The sequence below is a fragment of the Pedobacter sp. G11 genome, assembly GCF_003860265.1.
In the GTDB taxonomy this organism is placed as follows: domain Bacteria; phylum Bacteroidota; class Bacteroidia; order Sphingobacteriales; family Sphingobacteriaceae; genus Pedobacter; species Pedobacter agri.
This window is the reverse complement of sequence record NZ_CP034190.1, coordinates 783,173-806,701: the sequence shown is the minus strand read 5'-3', so window position 1 is coordinate 806,701 and position 23,529 is coordinate 783,173. Positions and strand designations below refer to the sequence as shown.

The 23,529-nt window shown below is 37.4% G+C and carries 21 protein-coding genes; 9 read left to right on the top strand and 12 right to left on the bottom strand.

Annotated features, from left to right (window positions below):
* Positions 1 to 54: 54 nt before the first annotated feature.
* The 5 genes from EA772_RS03455 to hemW form a co-directional block, all read right to left on the bottom strand.
* Positions 55 to 933: a cupin-like domain-containing protein gene (locus tag EA772_RS03455; protein WP_010599040.1), complete on the bottom strand. Its 879-nt coding sequence runs from the start codon at positions 931 to 933 to the stop codon at positions 55 to 57.
* A 130-nt stretch (positions 934 to 1,063) separates the two neighbouring features.
* Entirely contained in the window at positions 1,064 to 1,849 is a 786-nt protein-coding gene (locus EA772_RS03450) for a DUF3050 domain-containing protein (RefSeq protein WP_010599041.1), read from the bottom strand.
* A gap of 79 nt (positions 1,850 to 1,928) precedes the next feature.
* Positions 1,929 to 2,810, bottom strand: a complete 882-nt coding sequence (locus EA772_RS03445) for a cupin-like domain-containing protein (RefSeq protein WP_124911183.1) — start codon at positions 2,808 to 2,810, stop codon at positions 1,929 to 1,931.
* Between the two features lie 257 nt (positions 2,811 to 3,067).
* Positions 3,068 to 3,850 (bottom strand): SDR family oxidoreductase, encoded by a 783-nt coding sequence (locus EA772_RS03440; protein ID WP_124911182.1) that lies wholly within the window; start codon positions 3,848 to 3,850, stop codon positions 3,068 to 3,070.
* An 85-nt stretch (positions 3,851 to 3,935) separates the two neighbouring features.
* Positions 3,936 to 5,066: a radical SAM family heme chaperone HemW gene (gene hemW / locus EA772_RS03435; RefSeq protein ID WP_124911181.1), complete on the bottom strand. Its 1,131-nt coding sequence runs from the start codon at positions 5,064 to 5,066 to the stop codon at positions 3,936 to 3,938.
* Between the two features lie 98 nt (positions 5,067 to 5,164).
* On the opposite strand from hemW, the gene EA772_RS03430 reads away from it, so the two are divergent.
* From EA772_RS03430 to gldN, 6 genes are all read left to right on the top strand, one after another.
* Entirely contained in the window at positions 5,165 to 6,142 is a 978-nt protein-coding gene (locus EA772_RS03430) for a DUF4271 domain-containing protein (protein WP_124911180.1), read from the top strand.
* Positions 6,143 to 6,156: 14 nt separating this feature from the next.
* Positions 6,157 to 6,927, top strand: a complete 771-nt coding sequence (locus EA772_RS03425; protein WP_010599046.1) for a uroporphyrinogen-III synthase — start codon at positions 6,157 to 6,159, stop codon at positions 6,925 to 6,927.
* Between the two features lie 222 nt (positions 6,928 to 7,149).
* The gene (locus EA772_RS03420) at positions 7,150 to 8,475 is read left to right on the top strand and encodes an SUMF1/EgtB/PvdO family nonheme iron enzyme (protein ID WP_116169120.1); all 1,326 of its coding nucleotides are present in this window, start codon (positions 7,150 to 7,152) and stop codon (positions 8,473 to 8,475) included.
* Between the two features lie 41 nt (positions 8,476 to 8,516).
* Positions 8,517 to 9,326 carry a gliding motility protein GldL gene (gldL, locus tag EA772_RS03415; protein WP_010599048.1) on the top strand — a complete coding sequence of 270 codons (810 nt, stop codon included), beginning with the start codon at positions 8,517 to 8,519 and terminating at the stop codon, positions 9,324 to 9,326.
* Between the two features lie 43 nt (positions 9,327 to 9,369).
* A complete protein-coding gene (gldM, locus tag EA772_RS03410) occupies positions 9,370 to 10,902 on the top strand; it encodes a gliding motility protein GldM (RefSeq protein ID WP_116169121.1) in 1,533 nt (510 codons plus the stop codon).
* 7 nt (positions 10,903 to 10,909) lie between these two features.
* The gene (gldN, locus tag EA772_RS03405) at positions 10,910 to 11,818 is read left to right on the top strand and encodes a gliding motility protein GldN (RefSeq protein ID WP_246834032.1); all 909 of its coding nucleotides are present in this window, start codon (positions 10,910 to 10,912) and stop codon (positions 11,816 to 11,818) included.
* Positions 11,819 to 11,876: 58 nt separating this feature from the next.
* Here the strand turns inward: gldN and EA772_RS03400 are convergent, their stop codons facing one another.
* The 3 genes from EA772_RS03400 to EA772_RS03390 form a co-directional block, all read right to left on the bottom strand.
* On the bottom strand, positions 11,877 to 12,485 hold the full coding sequence (locus EA772_RS03400) for a SprT-like domain-containing protein (RefSeq protein ID WP_124911179.1): 609 nt from the start codon (positions 12,483 to 12,485) through the stop codon (positions 11,877 to 11,879).
* Between the two features lie 46 nt (positions 12,486 to 12,531).
* Positions 12,532 to 12,909 (bottom strand): GxxExxY protein, encoded by a 378-nt coding sequence (locus tag EA772_RS03395; RefSeq protein ID WP_116169124.1) that lies wholly within the window; start codon positions 12,907 to 12,909, stop codon positions 12,532 to 12,534.
* A 67-nt stretch (positions 12,910 to 12,976) separates the two neighbouring features.
* A complete protein-coding gene (locus tag EA772_RS03390) occupies positions 12,977 to 15,247 on the bottom strand; it encodes a helix-turn-helix domain-containing protein (protein WP_124911178.1) in 2,271 nt (756 codons plus the stop codon).
* Positions 15,248 to 15,711: 464 nt separating this feature from the next.
* Between EA772_RS03390 and EA772_RS03385 the strand changes: the two genes are divergently transcribed.
* Both EA772_RS03385 and EA772_RS03380 read left to right on the top strand, forming a co-directional pair.
* Positions 15,712 to 17,295 (top strand): peptide chain release factor 3, encoded by a 1,584-nt coding sequence (locus EA772_RS03385; protein WP_116169126.1) that lies wholly within the window; start codon positions 15,712 to 15,714, stop codon positions 17,293 to 17,295.
* 73 nt (positions 17,296 to 17,368) lie between these two features.
* Entirely contained in the window at positions 17,369 to 17,968 is a 600-nt protein-coding gene (locus EA772_RS03380) for a thioredoxin family protein (RefSeq protein ID WP_124911177.1), read from the top strand.
* A gap of 109 nt (positions 17,969 to 18,077) precedes the next feature.
* Here the strand turns inward: EA772_RS03380 and EA772_RS03375 are convergent, their stop codons facing one another.
* Positions 18,078 to 18,359, bottom strand: a complete 282-nt coding sequence (locus tag EA772_RS03375; protein WP_010599054.1) for an ATP-dependent Clp protease adaptor ClpS — start codon at positions 18,357 to 18,359, stop codon at positions 18,078 to 18,080.
* Between the two features lie 164 nt (positions 18,360 to 18,523).
* Here EA772_RS03375 and EA772_RS03370 point away from each other — a divergent pair, with 164 nt between their 5' ends.
* Positions 18,524 to 19,570 carry a 3-oxoacyl-ACP synthase III family protein gene (locus tag EA772_RS03370; protein ID WP_010599055.1) on the top strand — a complete coding sequence of 349 codons (1,047 nt, stop codon included), beginning with the start codon at positions 18,524 to 18,526 and terminating at the stop codon, positions 19,568 to 19,570.
* A 71-nt stretch (positions 19,571 to 19,641) separates the two neighbouring features.
* Here the strand turns inward: EA772_RS03370 and EA772_RS03365 are convergent, their stop codons facing one another.
* Genes EA772_RS03365 through EA772_RS03355 form a run of 3 tightly spaced genes read right to left on the bottom strand, consistent with a single transcriptional unit; the run spans position 19,642 to position 23,512 of the window.
* A complete protein-coding gene (locus tag EA772_RS03365; RefSeq protein WP_124911176.1) occupies positions 19,642 to 20,040 on the bottom strand; it encodes a hypothetical protein in 399 nt (132 codons plus the stop codon).
* A gap of 33 nt (positions 20,041 to 20,073) precedes the next feature.
* Positions 20,074 to 22,521 carry a hypothetical protein gene (locus tag EA772_RS03360; RefSeq protein WP_124911175.1) on the bottom strand — a complete coding sequence of 816 codons (2,448 nt, stop codon included), beginning with the start codon at positions 22,519 to 22,521 and terminating at the stop codon, positions 20,074 to 20,076.
* The gene (locus EA772_RS03355) at positions 22,487 to 23,512 is read right to left on the bottom strand and encodes a hypothetical protein (RefSeq protein WP_246834031.1); all 1,026 of its coding nucleotides are present in this window, start codon (positions 23,510 to 23,512) and stop codon (positions 22,487 to 22,489) included. Before EA772_RS03355 ends, EA772_RS03360 begins: the two co-directional genes overlap by 35 nt.
* Positions 23,513 to 23,529 lie beyond the last annotated feature (17 nt).

Below are 23,529 nucleotides of genomic sequence, written 5' to 3'. Positions count from 1 at the left end.
CCGTTGAAATTGCTTTCCCCAAAATCCTTAAAACGGATTTTGTTATCATTTATTTTAAGGCTTGCCTTTCGCTAACGCTTTTTCGGCAATTTTAATTGCTTTTTTCTCTCTCCAGTGGGCATACTTTTCTTTGAAAGTCATTTTAATTAAACTATCCACAGCACCGTGTGTAAACAAACTCCATACGCTTGCAACTTTACGCGAAATCGATTGATCCCAGGCTCGCAAGCTTAATGAGAATGAACCATCTAAATATTTCATCCAATGCCACATTCCTGTAGGCATAAATAAAGTATCACCATGCTCTAGGAAAACTTCGTAACCTTCTACACCTTTTAAGGCAGGGAATTTTTCGAAATCCGGATTTGCAACATCGTAATCTTCCAAGGCATAGGTCGCATTTGGAAGGCAATATAACCGGTCTTTCCACTTGTTGTCAAAAAGAACAATATGCTTTCTTCCACCAAAATGAGTGTGAAAAATATGAGGTAAATCGATGTCGTAGTGCAAAAAGGTAACTGAGTTCGAACCACCAAAAAACATCGCTGGCATACTTTCGATAAAACCGCCCATTAAATCTTTGGGAATTTTAACGTCGTTAATTAAACTCGGAACTTTTTTGAATAAATTGAAAAAGAAGATCCTCAATTCAGTAGGCTCACGTTTAATTAGATCTAGGTAATCGCCGAATTTCATATGTGCCGTAGCAGCATTAATTGGCTTTGAAGGATCTGCTTTAGAGTTGTCGTACAAAGGAACTTCCAAATCGCCACCAATTTCTTTCAGATATTCAGTAGTCCATTTTTCTCTCGCTGGCCAATCTTTTGTTAAGCCCCGAATCACTAATGGTTTTTTTGTTTTCAGGTAGTTTTTCTTGAAATCCTCAGGAGTGATATTCTCGACGATGTCTACTGGTTTTAAGATGAAACTCATGCGTTTTATTTTGGTTTTTGTTGCCGAACAACAAATGTGTAAATTTTATTTTACAAATAATATATCTCAAAAGAAATGTGACGAAAATTACTTAATTCTAAAGTATCGTTCCCTTAACATTTCCGTAATGTTAAGCGGGGATCTTTCTTCCTACGATTTCTGCATAAGCAGCATCCCACAAATCAATACGTTTTTGCAGCGCTTGCCTGGTCGTTTCTTCAGCTTCAGCCCAATAACTTTCATCTTTTTCGCATAGCTTTTCGGTCATGGCCAAAGCCAAATGACTGTGATGGTCGCCATCTACCTCGATATGGCGTTCCAGGTAGTATTTAAAAATCGAAACACGATCAGGTTGTGTGCTGTTTAAATCGTTCACCATGCTGAAAAACATGTTCGGAATTAAATCTTCTCTACCAAAAGTAAAACTTGCCGCCTGTAGATGTGTTTTGCCACTGTTAATCGTGTCGAAGGTAGCTTTTACAAAATCTCGGGCAGCTTGAGGTACTTGTGCCAGTTCAAAAGCCATGTCAAAATCTCTGCCTTTTTGCAAGGAGCTTAAAAAGTTTTTAACTGGTAAAACATTTGCACCACATTGCGCCATGGCATCCAGGTAGAGCTCGAAATGACTTTTAATCTTACCATCTGCATCTACATCACTTTCTTCGCCGGCAACAATCTCATTAATGAGCTGCCTGGTAACAGCGTCGCCAACCGGAAACCAGGGCAATGTGGTGCAGGTTAAGTTTATTTGTAATGCCTTAAGTAGCGACATGAAATCCCATACGGCATAAATATGGTGTTCCATAAAGACCTGAAGATCTTCCAATTCACTGATCGCTGAATAAACTTTATGATTTATAATTTGCTGCCTAAGCGGCTCAATGTTCTCTTGAATTTTTAAAATGTTGGGATGCATATTCTAATTGTGGATTGCAGATTAATGAGTGAATGTTTTATAGTGCTGATCTTCGCTCTAGAAATCATTCAATCTTTTGTTATTTTGGTAAATTATGTATAAGTGATTTCTTTGCTCGTTTGATGGCTAAATTCTCTTTCCAACTCATGTATTTCTCTCGGTAGTTTGCTTTCATAAAGTCGTCAAATTTGCGCTGTAGTGTTAAATTGTATAAGCTTTTTGCTTTCACCTTCCAGCTTTTATCCCAGGCCCGTAAACTAATAGAGAATGAACCATCGAGGTATTTCATCCAATGCCAATAACCTGTAGGCATAAAAAGTGTATCACCATGTTCAAGAAACGCTTCCACACCTTTAACACCTTTCAACGCCGGGAATTTCTCAAAATCCGGGTTTTCGACATCATAATCTTCTAAAGCATAGGTGGCATAGGGAATCTGATAAAGACGCTCTTTCCACTTGTAATGAAATAAAATTACCTGTTTTCGACCATTAAAATGTGTATGGAAAATGTGCGCCAAATCAATGTCGTAGTGTAGGAAAGTTACTGATCCTTTTCCTCCAAAAAACATATTAGGATATCGGTCTAAAAAACCACCCATAAGCTTTTTAGGAGCGATATAATCATCGAGTAGTTTAGGCGCAAATTTTATGGGATCAAAAAGAAAAATCCGTAAATCTGTCGGTGTTTCTTTAATTAAATCAATATACTCAGTGAATTTCATTTCCGCTGCTGCGGCATTTATGGGTTTGGATGGATCGGCTTTTGAGCTGTCGTACAATGGAATAATTTTCTCTCCAACTACTTTCTTCATGTAATCCATTGACCATTTTTCGTACGCAGGCCATTCTTTTGCCATGTTTTTTATAACCAGCGGTTTGCGTGGAATAAGATAATTCTTTTCGAAATCTACTTTAGAAATATCATCCACCACATCAATTGGAGATAAATCGAACTTCATGTTAATAAACTGTTAATGCGTCAAAACTAAGGAGTTAAAACTGCAATGCCGATAATAGGTGAAAACTTGAAATACTACTGACAAATAACTTAGCCATTGATTAACAAAAAAACGCTCCAGCTACCAGCTGGAACGTTAATTAATTATACGGGGACGTGATATGTTTCTTTAAATATGGATGATTTTTCAACCAACATCTATATTTACGAATAAAAAAAACAGCTGGTTTTTAAGTGCTGCATTTTTTTTAAAAACATCTAAATAACTTTAGCCTCACGCACCTTTTTCGAGAAGATTTTTGGGAAAAAGCGTTTGAGCAAAACGGCTCTAGTCTCTTTTCCGCCGATGTAGACTTCTTCTTTTTTGGCTTTTACTGCTGTTACAATTTCCGAAGCACAATCTTTTGCCGACATGGCTGTTTCATGGGCTTCGCCCATTACGTTAAGTGGTTTTCCATCCCCGGTAAGGGCGTTATAGGTAACATTTGTTTTGATAAATCCAGGGCAAATAATTGTTATATTAATATTTTTATCGAAAACTTCTGACCGCACTGAGTCGAAATAGCCATGCAACGCGTGTTTTGAGGCTGCATAAGCCGATCTTAATTTTGTTCCGAATTTGCCTACCAAACTGCTGATGATCACGATTTGACCGCCCCCATTTTTGATCATATTTGGTATAACAGCTTTGCTTAAAGTAACTGTTCCCCAAAAATTAGTGCTCATAATTTGTTGTTCGGTCTTCAAATCAGTTTCAAGCGCCAAGCCCCGCTGGCTAACGCCTCCGCTATTAATTAACAAATCGATTTTGCCGAAGATTTTAATTGCGTCCTGAGCCTTGCTTTCCAGAATTTCTGTTTCACTTAAATCGAACGGAAGCACGTGTACATTAAACGAGTTTTGGCAATTTCCCTTTACCCTAAACAACTCATCGCGGTTGCGGCCCGAGAGGATTAACTTGTCTCCGGCTTTGAAATATTCATAAACCAGGGCTTCGCCAATTCCTGAGGAGGCACCCGTTATCCAAACAATTTTCGACATATACTTTAATTATTAAATTCTGAGTGTTCAAATATTGATCTCAATTATGCTTCAACTTTGTTCCTCATCATTGAGTTATCCGAACTTACTCCTTAATGATAAACAATTCAGCGGCAATATGGTCAGCAAAGAGCTTTCCATTTTGGCTTAATTTAATGGTATCCTTCTCGAGGATCAACCAGTCTTTATCTTCAAAACCTCGAAGGTTTTGCATGGTTTCCTCAAAAAAATCCTTCCCAAAGTCGTTGGCGATTTTCGTTAAATCTATACCCCACATTGTTCTCAAGGAAGTCATCATATATTCATTGAAACTATCTTCTATGCTAAGCGTTTCAATAACTTCCGGCAACTTATTTCTTTCCAGGGCATCTATGTACATGGCGTTGTTTGCCGGGTTCATATATCTGTTTTGCCCATCAAAACCATGTGCTGATGGGCCAATGCCGATGTAATTAATGCCTCGCCAATAGTTGGTGTTATGAATCGCATAGCAGTTTGGCTTAGCAAAATTTGAAATTTCATAATGATCAAATTCTGATGCCGTTAATTTGTTCATTAAGATTACAAACTGCTCGGCACTTTGATGATCGTTAACGGGTATTTGCTTTCTAGTTTTAATGGCATGAGCCAGAGCTGTTCTGGGTTCAACAGTTAACGCGTAAGCGGAAATATGTGGAACATTTAACTCAATCGCTTTGTCGATATTACTGAGCCACTTCGTATCCGTTAACAATGGGTAGCCATAAATCAGATCGAGCGTCAAATTTTCAAAACCGGCATCTTGACTTCTCTTTATAGCATTTTCCCCTTCACTGGCATGATGTGCCCGGTTCATCCAGGTCAAATCCTCATCAAAAAAAGATTGGATGCCAACACTAAACCGATTCACGGGTAACTGCTTTAGTTCTTTTAATTTTTGTGCAGTCAAATCATCAGGATTGGCCTCCATGGTAATTTCGGCATTCGAATCTATCTGATAATTTTGAGTAATAGTATCAAAAATCTTTTGTAGTGCAGCCTGCGATAAAATAGATGGGGTTCCTCCTCCAAAATAAATACTACCAACCTGCCCCGGTATTCGGTTTTTCTTCATTTTGATTTCTTTACAAATGGCTTCAACCATCTCATCAGCATATTTTAAAGATGTACTGAAATGGAAATCGCAATAATGGCAAGCCTTTTTGCAAAAAGGAATATGGATGTAGATACCGGACATTGCTGCAAAGATACAGCATATTCTAAATCCATTTATTTTCTTTAGGTAAACAATGATTATTCAACTACTTTTGCAAGCTTAAAGTTTTGATTCAAAGCATGCCGAAATTCGCTTTCATTTTATTTACGTTTTTATTGTGGGGAAATATAACAGCTGCACAACAAACTCCCGTGAATATTGATTCTACGTCGGTAGTGAAGTATCAATATCGAAGATATCGCCTGGATTCGGCAGCACTTGCCCGCCAAAAATTTGTAACAGATTCTATTGTAAAACACACCTGGGCACTGTCAGACAGTTTAATTAATAAAACTATTCTGTTGGATAGTGTAGAGAAAGAATATCTTTTTCCTTCACTCGATTTAATAGCCTGGCATAAAAAATATCAACACCTAAAGAAAAAGGCAAATCCTTACCAGTTAGGTTCTCAAATTCCTAAAGGCAATGTAGGTTTGCTGGGCTTTATTTTTGCCATGCTTGTGATTTTTGCCATTTTGAAAAATGCATTTTCAAAGCAATTGTCGGCAATTGTGCAGTCATTCTTCAGTAACCGTATTTTAAATAATATAAACAAAGAGGATAACCTATTTAGTTCCTGGCCATTCTTGTTGTTGTTTGTTCAGTTCGGGTTTGTATTCGGAATGTTTTTCTTTTTGGTGGCACAATGGCGGGATATGTACCAGGCAAAAGAAGGATTTCGGTTTTTCTTTACAATTTCACTCACGATTATTGGTTTTTATGCGTTGAAACTTGTCGTTTTAAGGTTTCTAGGTTTTCTGTTTAATGTACAAAAACCAGTTGGAGAATACATTTCGATATTGTACCTCAGTTACTTCAATGCATCTTTACTTTTTATTCCTTTAGTAGTGGCATTTGCGTTATCACCCCTTAAATATGGCGAGGTATATATTGTATTGGCGGTCTTATTGTTAGGGGTTATTTTTGCCTTTCAACTTCTCCGGGCTGGAGTTACTATACTTTCTAATAATAAGTTTTCTAGAATGCATTTAATTTTGTACTTTTGCGCCCTCGAAATATGTCCTATTTTAATACTAATTAAAACGATAGGATTGTAGCTGGAAAAAGGAAAATGCAAGAAAAGAACGACTCTAGAATTCGCAAAGTGAAAAGTATTTTGGTTACTTTACCAAAACCTGAAACAGAAAAATCTCCTTATTACGACTTGGCCAAAAAGCACAATTTAAAAGTTGACTTTAGGTCTTTTATCCACGTTGAAGGTGTGCCTGCAAGGGACTTCAGGAAGGATAAAATTAATCTTGCCGACTTTACGGCTGTTATTTTTACAAGTCGCAATGCTGCAGATCATTTTTTCAGAATTTGTGAAGAAATGCGTTATGATGTTCCGGCTGAATTAAAATATTTTTGTCTGTCTGAAACTATAGCTTTGTATTTGCAGAAATATATTCAGTATAGAAAGCGCAAGATTTTCTTTGGAAAACAAACGGCTGCTGACTTAGCAGAAGTATTGAAGAAGCATGCAAATGAGAAGTTTTTATATCCTTGCTCGGATGTAGCAACAGAGGATACCATGAAGTTCCTTGAAAAAAGTGGTTATGATTTTACTCCAGCTGTGCTTTTCAGAACCGTAGTGAGTGATTTATCGGATTTAGCGGAGGTTTTTTATGATGTAATTGCCTTCTTTAGTCCTTCAAGTATTCAATCGTTGTTTAAAAATTTCCCTGACTTTAAACAGAATAATACACGTATTGCAGCTTTCGGAGTAAACACAAGTAAAGCTTGTACAGATATGGATTTGATTGTTGATATAGCAGCGCCAACCCCCGGCGTACCTTCTATGACCATGGCTATTGAAAACTATATCAAAACATCTAATAAATAATACATTCAATAATTTATTTTCAGTCAACACAATAAAAGCGTAACTTTGCTGTTATAAGAAGGTTACGCTTTTATTGTAACAGAAATATTAGGCGAATTTGTGCTGATAACTACAGCTATTTGCTTTAAACAAACGATTTAACTTAAAATATTTGCAATTGTTGATAATTTCAATGATTTTTGATAAAATTGCTCCTAACGTGCTTTGCACACTATATTTAATATGAAGAAAATCTACCTTCTAGCTATTGTGGGTATAACTGTATTGCTAGCAAGTTGTGGTCATGGTGGCCAGGGCGAGTTAGTTGGTGCATACAACCGAAAATTCAAAAACAACAGAATTCCTTTAGGCATGGTTTATATTCCGCCAGGCCACACTCCGCTCGGTGGATCTGATGAAGATATTACTTTTTCGCAAAATGGTCCGAGTAGGATGACTACCATCCCAGCTTTTTTCATGGATCAAACTGAGATCTCAAACGCAGAGTATCGCCAATTTACCAATTGGGTTCGTGATTCAATTGCAATTGCCATGATGGGAAATCCTCAGCAGTTTATGATGACACCGAGAGGTAATGCAGCGGCTCAGGTTGGTGGAGAGAAATACATTGATTGGAAAAGGGTTGGTCAAAATGGCGCCAATATCTGGCGCAACAGAGGCAGAGGAGCTAACGGTGCTCAGGCAAGCCAGTTAGACGGCATGTATTATTCTGGTTTAGATGCATTACCTGGCAAAAAGGAAATCGATGTACGCAAGCTGGAGTATTCATATGCGGAATTAAATATGGATAAAGCTGCTTTAGGACATAAAAATCCGAACAGCAAACGCCAGGATTATATTGATAGGTATACTGTTGCCATTTATCCTGATACAATGGTTTGGAAAACAGATTATTCTTATTCAATGAATGATCCGATGGTACGTGCTTACTACAGTCATCCATCTTATGATGATTATCCTGTTGTAGGTGTAAGTTGGGAGCAGGCAAAAGCATTCTCTCAGTGGAGAACAAGATTGTATGATGGCGTAGCGCAAGCGAGAAAAATGCCGGTAGGCTCTAGATCTGATTACAGATTGCCAGCTGAAACGGAATTTGAATACGCAGCAAGAGGTGGTAACACTAAAACAAAATATCCATGGGGCGGACCTTACATCAGAAATACCAAAGGATGTTTACAGGCAAACTTTAAACCGGGTCGTGGAGATTACTCTAGCGATGGTGGAATTTACACAGTAGGAGTAAGATCATATTTTCCAAATGATTACGGTTTATATAACATGGCTGGAAATGTTTCAGAATGGACGATTACTGCTTACAATAAAGGTGCTGCACCGTTACTTCATGATTTAAGTCCGAACTTTACTTACGATGCCAGTGCTGGAGACAGTAAATACAAAAAACGTAAAATAGTTAAAGGGGGCTCCTGGAAGGATACAGGTTATTTCTTACAGAACGCCGTTTCTACCTACGAATATCAGGACACCCAAAGATCATACATTGGTTTTAGATGCGTTTCATCTTACCCAGGTACCGATTTAAGAAATTAAACCAAAGAAAAACTAAAACTAAAGAAAAACATCAAAATTTTATGGCAGCAAAGAAACAACCAAGCTGGTTACACGTAGCGATTTCATGGGGAGCAAGTATTGTAATTGTAGGGGCTTTATTTAAAATCCTTCATATAGGGGGAATTGTAGGTAACTACATGATTGGTATCGGTCTTGGTGTAGAAGCGATATTATTCTTCTTAACAGGATTTTTTCCGCCAGAACCAGAACCAGCATGGGAAAGAGTGTACCCAGAGTTAAAAGAAGATTACAAGGGCGAATTGCCAACCGTATCTGCAAGACCAGTTGCAGCACCTGTTTCAGCAGGAAATACTGCAGCATTGGATAAGTTATTAACTGATGCTAAGATTGGACCGGAATTAATCGAAAGTTTAGGATCAGGTTTGCGTACGTTTGGTGATAAAGTAGCTACTATTTCAAATGTTGCTGATGCATCAACTGCTACAAATGAATTTACAAGCAAAGTAAAAACGGCTTCTGCTGGTTTTGATAACTTAAGTGCTTCTTTTGAAAAGGCAACAGCTAATTTAAAAGCAATGGGTGAAAGCAACGTAGATTCTCAGGCTTATCACGATCAGGTAAATAATTTAGCAAAGAATTTGTCAGCGCTAAATGCAGTGTATGAATTAGAATTACAAGATTCTAGCGCACACTTAAAATCGATGAATAAATTCTATTCTAACCTATCTTTAACCATGCAGAACTTCAATGAATCGATGGAAGATTCTAAACAGTTTAAAGAAGAGGTGAATAAGTTGGCTAAAAACTTAGCTTCACTTAACTCGATTTATGGCAATATGTTATCGGCCATGAACGGCCCACGTGTATAATTTATCTAGTTTTTAATTTTTAGAAAAAAAAGCTACATAAAATATGGCAGGCGGAAAAGAAACAACAAGGCAGCGGATGATCAATATCATGTATTTGGTATTGTTGGCTATGCTTGCCTTAAACGTATCAGATACAATTTTAGATGCATTCAAAAATATCAATGATAGTTTGGATACTTCTAAAAACAATGTAAATACAAGTATAAATCAGCTTTTTTCTGCATTCGAAAATTCGAAGTTGAAAGAAGAGCCTGCTCGAGCACAGCCTATTTACGAAAGGGCTAAGCAAGCACAGGCTGCTGCTGATGAGTTAAACAACTACATTGAAAGCATCAAAAAAGAGTTTACAACAGCTGGCGATGGAATTGATCCAGAAACGGATGATTTAGTAAACAGATCTAATCAGGATATTGCTCAGAATATCATGATTAACCAGAAAAAGGCTACACAGCTTAAGGACAAAATTAACGCGACAAGAGAGAAATTAATTTCATTGTTAGATCCTGCGGATCGTGCAAACGTTGCCTTTTCTCTAGAGGCCAAAGATCCGGTTAGAAAAAGAAAAGGTAATTGGCAGGAAACTTATTTTGGAGAGGGAACGCCTTTAACGGCTGCAATGACAATTTTAACAAAACTACAAGCTGATACAAAAAATGCGGAGGCGGAAGTGGTTAAAAAGTTGTTTGGAAATATGGATAAGGCACAGGTAAATTTAGATCAGTTTGCAGCGGTTGCTGTGGCACCTACATCTTATGTAATCCAGGGCCAGCCGTATACAGCAGAGGTGTTTTTAACCGCAAGTGATTCGAGATCTACTCCTGATATCTCGGTTAACGGAAATAAACTTTCTATCAAAGAAGGTAAAGGAACTTACACAGGTGGAACAAGCAGTGTTGGTGAATTTACATGGGTGGGTACAATTCGTGTTCGTCAAACTGACGGGCAGGTTAAAGAATACAAAACCCAGCCACAAAAATATCAGGTAGCAAAACCATCTGCAACGGTTTCATCAACAAAAATGAATGTGATTTATGCAGGTATTCCGAATCCATTTACAGTTTCGGCAGCAGGATTTCCGTTAGAAAGTGTTCGTGCTACTATTTCAGCTGGATCAATGTCTGGCTCAAATGGAAATTATAACGTTAACGTTTCAGGTGGTCAGGTTGGAAGTGAAGTGTCTATTAACGTAAGCGCAACAAATGCGGGTAAAACGGTTAGTCTAGGTGCTCAGAAATTCAGGGTAAAAGCTATTCCTAAGCCGGTTGCAAAAGTTGGTGGAAGAGCGGGCGGCGATATCGCGTCAGTTCAGTTAAAAAGCGAATCAGAAATCGAAGCAGATTTAGATGATTTTCCTTTTGATGTTAAATTTAAAATTCAGCGTTACAAGTTAACGGTAATTAAACCACGTTCAGACGCGGTGACTATTTCTGGTAGTGGAGGAAGTTTTGCAGGTGCTGTAAAAGCTGCAATCAATTCTGTAACGCCGGGCACCAGAGTATTTTTTGAAGATATCGTTTCTGTGGGTCCTGATGGCCGCCAGAATGTTTTACCTTCATTAGCATTCAATGTTAAATAAGAAGAAGATGAAAAGGATTGTAAGCATCATTGTTTTAGGTTTATGTACATCACTGGCTTTCGCTCAAAAAAAGCCAACGAAGCTGGCACCTAAAAAAGCTGCTGTTACTACGGCACCTGTTGCAGATACGGTAGCAGCTCCTGTTAAAGTTGCTAAGAAAAAGCTAAAAGTACCGCCTAAAGATGGTTTTTATGCTCGTAGAGATATTGATAGCACAGAGATGGTGCCACTGGCCGAGGTGCGTGACGAGGACGTATTTTACGCAAAACGTATCTGGAGAGAAATTGATTTAAGAGATACTGTTAATTCTGCGTTGAAATCTCCGAAATCGAGATTGATTGATGTATTATTATCGGCAATCAAGTCGGAAGAACTAACTGCGTATGCCCCGATTGACAGTGTTTTAAATGAGGATGATGCATTTAATACACCTATGACAGCTGATTCTGCAAGAATGGCTGCCGCAGGAACTGTTGAGGTTACAGATGCTAAAGCAGGTACAGTAAAAACCGTAGCGAATGATCTCAATCCAGAATCATTTTTAAAATTCAGAATTAAAGAAGATTGGATTTTTGATGTGAAACGTTCCATCTTCGAACCACGTATCGTTGGTATTGCTCCAATGAAATATAACGAGGTTTCGAAACAATGGCAACCGGTTTTCTGGGTATACTATCCTGAAGCCCGTGAAATCTTAACTAAAAAACGTTTAATTAACACCAATAACGATGCTTCTTCTTTGAGTTTTGACGATTTCTTTATTCGTCGCCTATTTAGCAGCTACATTGTAAAAGAATCTAATCCAGGAGATAACAAACTTAGAGACATTATTACGGATCCTAGACAAAGATTGTACGAATCAGAACGGATTAAAAAATCTGTTCTTGATTATGAACAGGGACTTTGGGAATATTAAAAAAAAAAAGCTTCGATTTTTATCGAAGCTTTTTTTTGCTCCATTACACTGTTGTGATTTAATTTATTACAAAAACCTCCGCTAGTGGATTAAAAAGATAGATTCGTTTATCATCAAGGCAAACACAGCGGTAACGTTTTCTAATACGTTCGCCTTTGGTGAAACGGCGGCCATCCTTGATTTTGAAAATGGTATTTACAGGAAGTTGTTCTAAATGCAACGTTTCAGTTTGATCAGAATCATACTTCTTTAACGCTCTAGACAAATGCAAATCAGAACAGCTTGAAGCTGCTGGATTAGACATGTACTTATCAATAGCTTTATGAATATCATCAGGAAAAATGTTCATTTCAAAAAATGGAACCATCATCCGCTGGAAGTTTTTCTTCCATTCTCCACCATGTGGTTTTACTTTGTTCTTGAAATCGTTCCAGGTTAAAAGGTGTGCAAATTCATGAACTGTAGTCACCAGAAAAGCATAATGATTCAAATTAAAATTTACTGAAATCCGATGTCCTTTATCGCGGTAAGGATGGCGGTAATCTCCAAGTTTGGTAGAACGGGTTTTAGCGATTTTAAATTCGCACTGAAAATAATCTATCCATTTTGCAATTAGCGGCGCCGCCTGAGCCGGCATATATTGCGCTAATAAATCAACTTTCTCCATTTAACCGCAAAGTTCGCAAAGTTTTTCGCAAAGAAACAAAGAAAAGTTACAGGCCATTAGCGATACGTTTTAAACCATCCTTTAAAAGAGTAACATTGAAATTCATTAACAAACCCAACTTATAATTTCCTAGTTTCATATAAGTTAATGTTTGAGCCAAGTGCACATCATTTAAAGCTTCAACGCTTTTCAGCTCAAGGACTAATTTCCTTTCTACTAAAATATCAATTCTATAGCCACATTCCAACCTCACCTCTTCAAATATCAAAGGCATTATCTTTTCCTTTTCTACAAATAATCCAGCTTTAGCAATTTTGTAAAATAAGCATTCTTTGTAAGCACTTTCTAACAAGCCTGGCCCTAATGCATTATGTACTTCAATTGCTAAACCGATTACAACTCTTGATAATTCATTCTCACCCATAATTTTAATTTAGCTTAGTGTTCTTTGCGCCTTTTTTCTTAGCGTTCTTTGCGGTTAAACTAATACTCTAATCCTCCGATGGAAATAACGAAGCTAATACCAGCTTAATCTCACCAAAAGAATAATCCTTGCCTAGAAAATCCCGAATCGTTGCCATCGATTTAGTTTTTTGGCTTTCAACAGCTTCGCTAATGTTTCTGATTTTATTTGGTTTAACCAGTTTAGCTACATCAATTTGTTGCGTAGAAACATAATAAGCCAAATGACCTTCGATAGTTGTAACTGACAAACCTCGTTCTTTTGCAATCTCCGCTAGAGTTTTTCCTTGCTCGTAAAGTTCAAAACTTACCAGTTTGGTATCTATTTTTGGCTCTTTTTTCTTTTTCTCTACAGCCGATTTCACTTTCAAAACCTGACCTTTTAGCTGAATAGCTTTTTGTAATTGTTGGTTCCGTTCAGAAATGTTTAACAATGCATCAGTATCTGCTTTGCTAAACTCCTTTCCATCAATGATGGCTAGCAGTAAGGCCTTGCCTTTGTGCATCTTTTTAAGCTGCTCATAAACCAGTATCTCCAGTTCAAGCAATTCGGTCAAATATGTCTTTATTCCCTTTTCTTCCTTCACCGCTTCAATTTGGGCTAGAAACTTATCCGAAACCGCCTTAACTAGCGGATTAAAATATTTCAATGCCGCTTCAACCCTTTTAGAAACATTAAATAAAGTATGCTCCGTTTGATGTGCGAAAAGGTTTTTAAGCTGATTGACAAATGAATCGGCAGTGGCCGTAATTTTTTGGAAATCCTTGTATAAATCCATTGTCCAGCTATCGTAACGCTGCTTCGTAGATTTTGCCTCGCTCTTATCGAAAGTTTCTACATGCTCTTTCATATAGTAGCGAACGACGTTTAAATCAAAAGCGGCCAACAGGTAAGTTCTAATGAAATCGTAGCTTTCCAAACTAATCTGGGCTGTTAAAACTTCAGAAGGTTGTTTGGTACTCGAAAAATAATGGATGTTTTGATCTTGCTGCAAACCATTTTCACGCAGATGCGAAGTTAAAACCAAGCCTTTTAGGGAGCGTAAACGCGAAAGCGCAACATAAGCTTGCCCAGGGGCAAAAGCATCGCCAATATCAATAATTGCTTTATCAAAAGTTAACCCCTGACTCTTATGCACCGTAATTGCCCAGGCCAATTTGATCGGATATTGTACAAATGAACCTGCAACATTTTCAGCAATTTCGTTTGTGGCCTCATTCAATTTATACTTCACATTTTCCCATGTATAGGGTGAAACAGAAATTACGGTTCGTTCCTCAGGAAGTTCAATTTCAATCATATCCTTTTCGATATGATGTACCACACCGATTTTTCCATTGTAATAACGTTTTTCGGCAGTCATATCATTTTTAATGAACATGACTTGTGCCCCAACTTTAAGTTCTAAACTTTTTTCATTTGGGTAAGCATATTCATTAAATTCACCGGTAACCTTTGCATCAAAAAAGTAAGATTTGGTTTTGAGTTGGGTTAATCGCTCACGATTAATGGCGTCAGCTTTATTATTGTGAGTGGTTAAAGTGATGTAATTTTCATCCGTTGCAGGCTTAAAATCTTGCTTAAAGTGTTGTCGTAGTAAAGCGGTATCTTCAGGTGTAATTTTATTGTTCCTTAAATTATTCAACAAGTTAATAAACACGGCATCATCCTGGCGGTAAATTTTATCCAACTCAATATACACCGGTGGATTATTCTGCAGCGCTAAAGCATCAAAGAAATAAATGCTTTTATAAAAACCGGCCATTATACGCCATTCATCGTTTTTGACCACGGGAGGCAGCTGATGTAAATCGCCAATAAATAATAACTGAACACCACCAAAAGGTACGTTTCTATTTCTTCTGATATAACGCAAGGAAAAATCAATGGCATCGAGCATATCTGCCCGAAGCATACTCACCTCATCAATAACGAGTAATTCTAGTTCCTGAATCATACGCCTTTTGTTGCCCTGCATATTTAAATGCTTCACAATGGTACGTGGCGTATTGAAGTTAAAATTGATATTCTGATTGATTAAACTTCCTGCCGCATCCGGAAAAAATGCACCAAACGGCAATTGAAAAAGTGAATGAATGGTAACGCCAGAAGCATTAATTGCTGCAATGCCAGTTGGAGCACAAATCATCGCTTTTTTATGCGTAAGCTGAATAAGTTTGCGTAAAAAAGTAGTTTTACCTGTTCCCGCTTTCCCGGTTAAGAAAACATGTTTAGAGGTATAATTAACAAACTTCGCCGCAATTTCTGCGGGCATAGAAGTTTCTTCTAATTCTGGCATTGGCAAATAAGATTTTAGTTTGCTTAATTCGGAAGGGATGATTAAAGCTAACAATTTTAGCACAAAAATAAGTATGATTTATAAGATAATGGCGCTACTTAATAGAAATTGAGGATTTATTTTTGGAAATGGACGTTCCGTTTATCATAGGGAAGTGTAGTCCTGCTGTTCGCTTTACTGCGTTGCACTCCGTGTCCGCTGCCATCAGGTTTACTTAACAAAGTTTGTTGGTCTTCGGATTTAAACCTATAAATGAATGGCGGGAATAACTCAAACCGAATAACTACTACTATTGCTTTTCAAAAACGCTTAACCATTTGGTTTTCAATTAAACAGTTAAGCGGTAAAAACAGTTCATCAAATTTCTTATCTTTGCAGCCTGATGAAACAAAATTATTCAAATCTAATCGCAGTTAAATTCCTTTAACCAGGTTTCATCGCCATTTTTTACCCAAAATTTTATTATGCTTAACCCCGAAATAGAAAAACGTAAAACCTTTGCCATTATTAGTCACCCCGATGCGGGCAAAACCACATTAACAGAAAAATTTCTGCTTTTTGGTGGTGCGATTAACACAGCTGGTGCAGTGAAACGTAATAAAGCAAATCAAAGCAATACGTCCGATTTCATGGAAATTGAGAAACAACGTGGTATCTCGGTGGCAACTTCGGTAATGGGTTTTGAGTACAGTGGTAAGCGAATTAACATTTTAGATACGCCTGGTCACAAGGATTTCGCGGAAGATACTTACCGTACTTTGTCGGCAGTAGATAGTGTGATTTTGGTGGTAGATTGTGTAAAAGGTGTGGAGGAACAAACCGAAAAACTGATGTCGGTTTGCCGCATGCGTAACACACCGGTAATTATTTTCGTTAATAAAATGGACCGTGAGGGTAAGGAAGCTTACGATTTATTAGATGAAATTGAAGAGAAACTGAATATCAGTTTGTGCCCGCTTTCATGGCCAATTGGACAAGGACATACTTTCAAGGGGGTTTACAGCATTTATAACAAACACTTAAATTTATTTAATTCTGATAAAACCAAAGTAACCGATTCGGTTGTGGCGGCTAACGATTTGAATGACCCCTCATTACTGGATTACCTAAAGGAAAACGAAATCAGTACCCTGAAAGATGATGTTGAATTGGTTGATGGTATTTACGGCAAAATTGATAAAGATTTGTACACCGATGGATTGGTAGCACCAGTGTTTTTTGGCAGTGCGATTAACAACTTTGGTATAAAGGAGCTTTTAGATACATTTATTGATATTGCTCCAAGTCCACGCCACCGAGAAGCCGAAGAACGTGATGTATTGGTTGAAGAGAAAAACTTTAGTGGCTTCGTGTTTAAAATCCATGCCAACTTAGATCCAAAACACCGTGATCGGATTGCTTTCTTGCGTATTTGTTCTGGCAAGTTTGAACGTAATAAATTTTACTACCATACCCGCCAGGATAAGAAACTGAAATTCTCCAATCCAATGGATTTTATGGCCAATGAGAAAAGTATTGTAGAAGAGGCTTGGCCGGGTGATGTGGTTGGTTTGTACGATAGCGGTAATTTTAAGATTGGCGATACGTTAACCGAAGGTGAAAAATTGCAGTTTAAAGGTATTCCAAGTTTCTCTCCATCTATTTTTAAGGAGGTAGAAAACATGGACCCAATGCGGACCAAACAGCTTGAAAAAGGTATTGAGCAGTTAACAGACGAAGGTGTGGCGCAATTATTTGTGATGCAGCCTGGAAACCGAAAGGTAATCGGTGCGGTTGGTGAACTTCAGTTTGAGGTAATTAACTTCCGTTTAGAGCATGAATATGGTGCTAAATGTCGTTTCCGTACCTTAAGCTACACCCGTTCGAGCTGGGTAACATCAGCTGATAGAAAAAAATTAGATGAGTTTGTAAAGCGTAAACAACAGCATATCGGTTTCGATAAAGAGGCAAATCCGGTTTATTTATCAGATAGTGAATACATGATTAATTTAACCAAACAGGATTATCCTGACATTGATTTCCATAAAACGAGCGAGTTTAAGAGCTAGAATTTTCTTGCAAAACCGTGATTAATTTCGCTGAAATTCTGCTTTCCTTTGCGCTATATTTTACAGCAGTATTATGGTTAATTACAGCGAAATTTTCAGTGAGCAAGGCATGGATTATCAAACCTATCGTGCCTTGGTAGATCAACTTTTGTTAGAAGGAAAAGCTACAGGAGATGTGACTTATGATTTGCACTACACCAAAATGAATGTGCAACGTATGAGTCGTGTTGATAAAACCGCTAGCCTAACGGAGGAACTAACTGCTACAATAGATCAGCTTAAAACTAGCTATAAATTCTTGGTCATAACGGAAGGTTGGTGTGGCGATGCCGCACAGATTGTTCCGGTATTCAATAAAATTGCTACAGCATCTTTAGGTAAAATTGATTTGAAATTTGTACTCAGAGATAAAAATCTGCCCTTAATTGATGCGCATTTAACAAACGGTGGTAGAGCGATACCTGTTTTAATCATTTTGAATGAAGAAGCAGATCAGGTTTTGGCAACCTGGGCACCACGACCTCAGGTATTGCAAGAATTGTTAAAAGAGTGGAGGCAAGAAACGACAGAAATGACCATTCTGGCAGAGAAGCTACACAGCTGGTACGCCAAAGATAAAACGCTGAGTACACAAGCAGAGTTAAACGAGGTTTTGAAAGGGTTGGAAAAGTAATTTTAATAATTCGTAATCGTCATCCTAAGTTCGATTCAGTGTATTATAGGCTTGATTAAGCTTAAAAATATTGAATCATAATCAGCATGACGAACTTTCAAAAAACAATTTAATCAACCGAAACCGTTAATCCTTCTTGCTGTAAAATCTTGCGGTAAACTTCCATCTCGGTAAAAGATCCTTCAAGAACTGGGCATTTGCCGTCATTATGCACTTTCCATGCAATTTTTTCTGCTTGAGATTCGTTATAATCCAGATATTTCATCATGCAATAAATTACATGATCGAAAGTATTTACATCATCATTCCACAAAATAAGGCGGTGTACGGTTTTTAAGGAAGTTAGAATTTCTTCGAGCGTAAAGGTCTCTTCTTTGGTTTCTGTAGACATGTTGCAAAAATAACTAATTTTATGGAAGATGTAATAGGTTAAATGGAAGATGATTGTGATTATTGGGGCATGAAATAATATTTTGGTGTTCACATTACATTTTCCCGCTTACCTCACACATGTTCCATCTGTTTTAATACATTTGTTAACCAAATAATATGAGCATGCATCAATCTAAAATAGCAGGAATAGGTTACTACGTTCCTAAAAATGTATATACCAATACAGATTTAAGTCGTTTTATGGATACCAATGATGAGTGGATTCAGGAACGAACAGGGATTCAGGAACGTCGCTTTGCCGATCGGAACGAAGAAACTACCACCACGATGGGGATTGAAGCTGCTAAAATTGCCATCGAGCGAGCTGGCATTACTGCAAAAGATGTTGATTTCATCATATTTGCGACCTTAAGTCCGGATTACTATTTTCCAGGTTGCGGTGTTTTGTTACAGCGTGAAATGGGCATGGGCGAAATAGGCGCTTTGGATATTCGTAACCAATGTTCTGGATTTGTTTATGCACTTTCTGTGGCGGATCAATTCGTGAAAACAGGCATGTACAAAAATGTTTTGGTAGTAGGCAGCGAAAAACATTCTTTCGCAATGGATTTTGAAACTCGCAGTCGCAATGTTTCGGTAATTTTTGGCGATGGAGCAGGAGCAGTTGTACTTCAGCCTACTGATGAAAAAGGTAAAGGTATTTTAAGTACCCATTTGCATAGTGATGGTGCAGATGCGGAAATTCTGGCCATGTATTATCCGGGTTCTCATGCTAATAAATGGATGAAAGATAAACCTGATTTTCCTGACCAGGAATTGGGCGGTTTGTTCATGACGCCAGAAATTCTTGAGAGTGGAGCCGCATTACCTTATATGGATGGTCCCTCGGTTTTTAAAAAAGCAGTGGTAAAATTTCCGGAAGTAATTAAAGAAGCTTTGGCCGCGAATAACTTAACCGAAAAAGATATTGATATGCTGGTGCCGCACCAGGCAAATTTGAGGATCAGTCAATATGTTCAAAACCTGTTGGGTTTAAGTGATGATCAGGTTTTTAATAACATTCAAAAATACGGAAATACTACTGCAGCATCCGTTCCTATCGCTTTATGCGAAGCATGGGAAGCCGGAAAAATCAAAGATGGTGACTTGGTTTGCCTCGCCGCTTTTGGTTCAGGCTTTACCTGGGCAAGTGCATTAATCAGGTGGTAAGGAAATAATGAATTAAGGATGTTTAGTTAACACTTTACATCCTTGATTTTTTGCCTTAGATGATTAATTTATCATCTGCGGAACCTTAAATATTTTTCTTTGCTCAATAAAGAAATCAGGCCAAAAGATAGGAAAGAGGCACTCATGAATGAAAAAATGATAAAAGATGAAGTGAATCCACGGCTGATGCCATAATTTTCATCGTAATATATCAATTTCTTCAAACCCACGCTATTTTTCATAACATCGCCGCTATCGTCTACAACCTCAACGGTTTTATTTTTGTAAATAAATTTAAATACGGGGTAATATACGTAAGTGAACCGTTTATCGTCAACACGTTTGGTAGCAACAATTGTCGCTTCAGTTTTTACCCCAAATATCATCGGTAAGGCAGAACCAATCATACCGTATGCTAAAAAACCTCCAAGTAAAATTAATATTATTCCAAAAGTTCGGATTATTGCCATTTCATTTTTCTCAAGCGATTACCACTTTAAACTTTATTTTTTCGCGATAAAATCTCCCAAATAACTGCATTCTCCAGCTGCCACCTGATAAAATGGCGTCTTACTGTATTTCAATTTCAATTCCTTGAAATACGGATTGTTGTAATTCGCATTGATGAAATTTTGATACTTCACATCATCTTTATTCCAGTAACTGAATGAGTTTAATTTCGAATTCAGAATAATTTGCTTTTGAGCACATTTTGCAAGCATAAATGTACACTTTGCCTTAAAATCTGCATTTGTACTTAGCGATCTGGCTTTCAAATACCATTTTTTGGCAGTTTGTGCTTTTTTATAATCTACATCGTAACCATATCTTGCCGGGCTAGCATTAGCATAAGTAGACCAATCATAGCTAATCAAAAACCAACTATTTCCATAATAACCTGTTTGATAAACAGCATTAGCCATTTTGTAATAATAAAGGGCAGCATTTTTCTTATCGCTGGTGGTTAGTTTTTGTAATCGAAACATCTCAGCTGCAAAATCTTTCTTAGTTATCGATGCCTTGGCATTTACATATTTTTTAGGGAAATCATTAATGGTTTGGATAAATGGATTTGCATAAAGCTTTGAATTGGCATCATCAGCATACCAGTTTTCTGGATTGAAATAGTGATAATCTGGCGATACTTTTGCAAACATTTGCACCGCTTTTCCATATTGATGTGTCCTCAAATATGTTGTTCCAAAAAGTTCATAAAAATCATCATTTTTAAGTTGATTTAAAGCTTTAGACAACATAGCCGTAACATCGCTTCCAGCTGCTTTCTTTTTGTAATTTAACAAACCTTGCATGCTTTTCGGACTTAAATATTGTTGCCAAAAAGCAGTCGTTTGATAGCTCATATTTTTAAAAAGCGAGTTGTCTTTTACAATTTTGTATTCCAAATCTCCTTTAACCATTGCCAGGGCGGCCTTTGCAGTATCGCCTAGTTTTAAATATGCAGGTGCCAATAGTTGTTGGTAAAAGTTTCTGGTGGTTCTGCTGAATCGTTTATCTTCCTGATCTGCCCAATCATAATATTTGTCTCCCGGATGTGATTTGTTCTCTGCAAACCTTTTTTCGTCCAGCCATTTCAGGTTTGGCAATAAATCGTTTTCGTTAAATGGATTTCCTTTTTTGATATTTTTAGCCTTAATCAATAAATCAGTAATTCGGTACTGATCACGCAATTTTTCCGGAAGTTTTTCAGGATTTAACCTGTTTAAATAACTGGAGGCTACTGCATCTTTGTTCTCCATCCACGATAAATAAGCTGCCGTTAGAGTGCCAAGTTCTGGTTGCGGATATTTTTTTTCTGCCGCCAGTTTTACCGCAAAATTTCTGATTTCATTTAATTGTTTCAGATTTACATTCCTAACACTGTCTTTGGATTTTGACCGGTCGTTGTAGGAGAAATAATAATCAAATGATATTTTAGCGATATCATTCGCTTCGATTAGCGCCTGCTCCAATTTATTTACTTCCCTAACCAGCAGAGTGCCGGTTAACTGGCTTTTTGGATCGTATTGATAAACTTTGTTTAAGCTTTCGATATCGAAATCTGAATTTCCGAAACCATTTATTGCCCAGATATTGGCTTTTTCTTCATCTGTTTTAGCGTATTTTAGCGCACCGCTTACTGGAGCGCTATTATAATAATAGTTTTTGTAGGCTTGCACTCTTCTTTCTGGATTGGAAGCAAACACTTTCGAAAATAAAAATGCAGATTCGTCAGGATTGCCCAATCTTCTAACCGATCCGGCATAAAGGGCAAGTGCCCAGCCTTTCACGGCGCTATTTGATTGATTTGTTTTAATAAATTTCTCAAAAACATTTTTGCTATCGTCATGCTGTCCGGCATAATGAAACATTCTTTCCGCCTGATAGGCATACCGTAATTTTAAAAAAGCGTCTTTCTCAGATTTTGTTAAAGTCAATGCCTCTGTTGCAAGCAAACTCATGCCTGCTGTATCTCTTGGTTTCGGATTCCAAAGGTCGAAATCTACATTGGCAAAAGGCTCACAACTTTTGGCGAAAATGTAATATTTCAGCGCACTTTTATGCTTGTTCAAGCCTTGTAAAAAAGTGTTTTTTTGCAAGCTATCCGGTAATTCTGATATTTTTCCATCATAAAGCTGAAGTTTAGCTTTCATGGCACTGTCAGCCTCGTACATAATCTGATGCACATCTTGCGGCTTAACATCTAAATATTTTCCCCATTCCCGACTGTTGATCTCTGATTCGCTCTCCGTATTTTCCTCACTATTTAAATACGCCATTTGATTAAATGCAAATGAGGTGTAGTCATCGCCCTGAACGTTATTGTGAAAATAGGAAATGTAATAATCGTAAGGATCAACTTCGCCACCGCAGGCAATATTTACGGCAATTTCGCCGAAAAATGTAATTAAGAAAATGCTAGAAATTAGCGATAACTTTTCGAAAATCTTCATCAGTAAAATGTTTTAAAAGGTCGGTGTCGAGATGATAGAAAACGAGATTTCGTTCTTCCGGTTTTAAATATCGGGATAAAAAACTGGATGTTGCAAGTAAATCTTCAGTAGTAATTTCTTCCCACCGGATTACATCGCCACGTTTTAATCCCGCAGCAGGATAATCCATTAACAGATCATACAAAATGGAGTTTTCTCTCTGCTTGAATAATTTTTTATCCTGAATTTGTCCTTTGTTGATCCGTTTAGAAATTCCAGCATATTTCTTACTCCTAAATACTACCGCCCACTCAAATGTTGGTAATGCAACATCAAGTTTCAAGGGGTAATTTTCCAAATAATCTTTTAAATAAAGATCCATTTCGTGTTGATCGAGAATAGAATTTTGATTTCCGTATTTCCGTAGATTTCCCATGTTGTAACACATCAGCATTGCTTTTTCAACCGGAGGAATTCCGCTTGTGGCAATGTTTTTTACCTGATGCAAACGCAATGTAACGGAGATGGTTTTATCTTTAAGAAGAGGATGTTTTTTCAACTGATTTAAAAATTCAAAGTATCGATCTCTGCTTGTTTTAGTCCAGTCACAGTCGATTTGAAGTTCGCTATAACTTGATTTTCCGGATTGTTTCACTTTAGCTTGCACAAAAACCGCGATGTGATCGGCAAGCAATTTTATTCTGTTTGAATCTATCTCATTAAAAATACGGTTAACCAAAAATACCACAGGAATGATATTGACTTGCGGAGGTAAAGGATCGGAAAATTTTATAGGAGAAACAGGAACGTCTTGTTGAAAATCTGCATTAAAATCTACATCCATAATGCGGACATAAAGCGACTTCGATTTAAATTTGCTGAGTGCTGCGGTTTCTGCTTTATGGTTATGGTAATCTGTTTTCCAGAAATAAAAAGTTGGATGAACAACAGATTTTTGCTTACAGCCGAATAAGAAAAACACGAAAATCACTAAAATACTTATCTTGCGCATATCAAATTTATCAATCA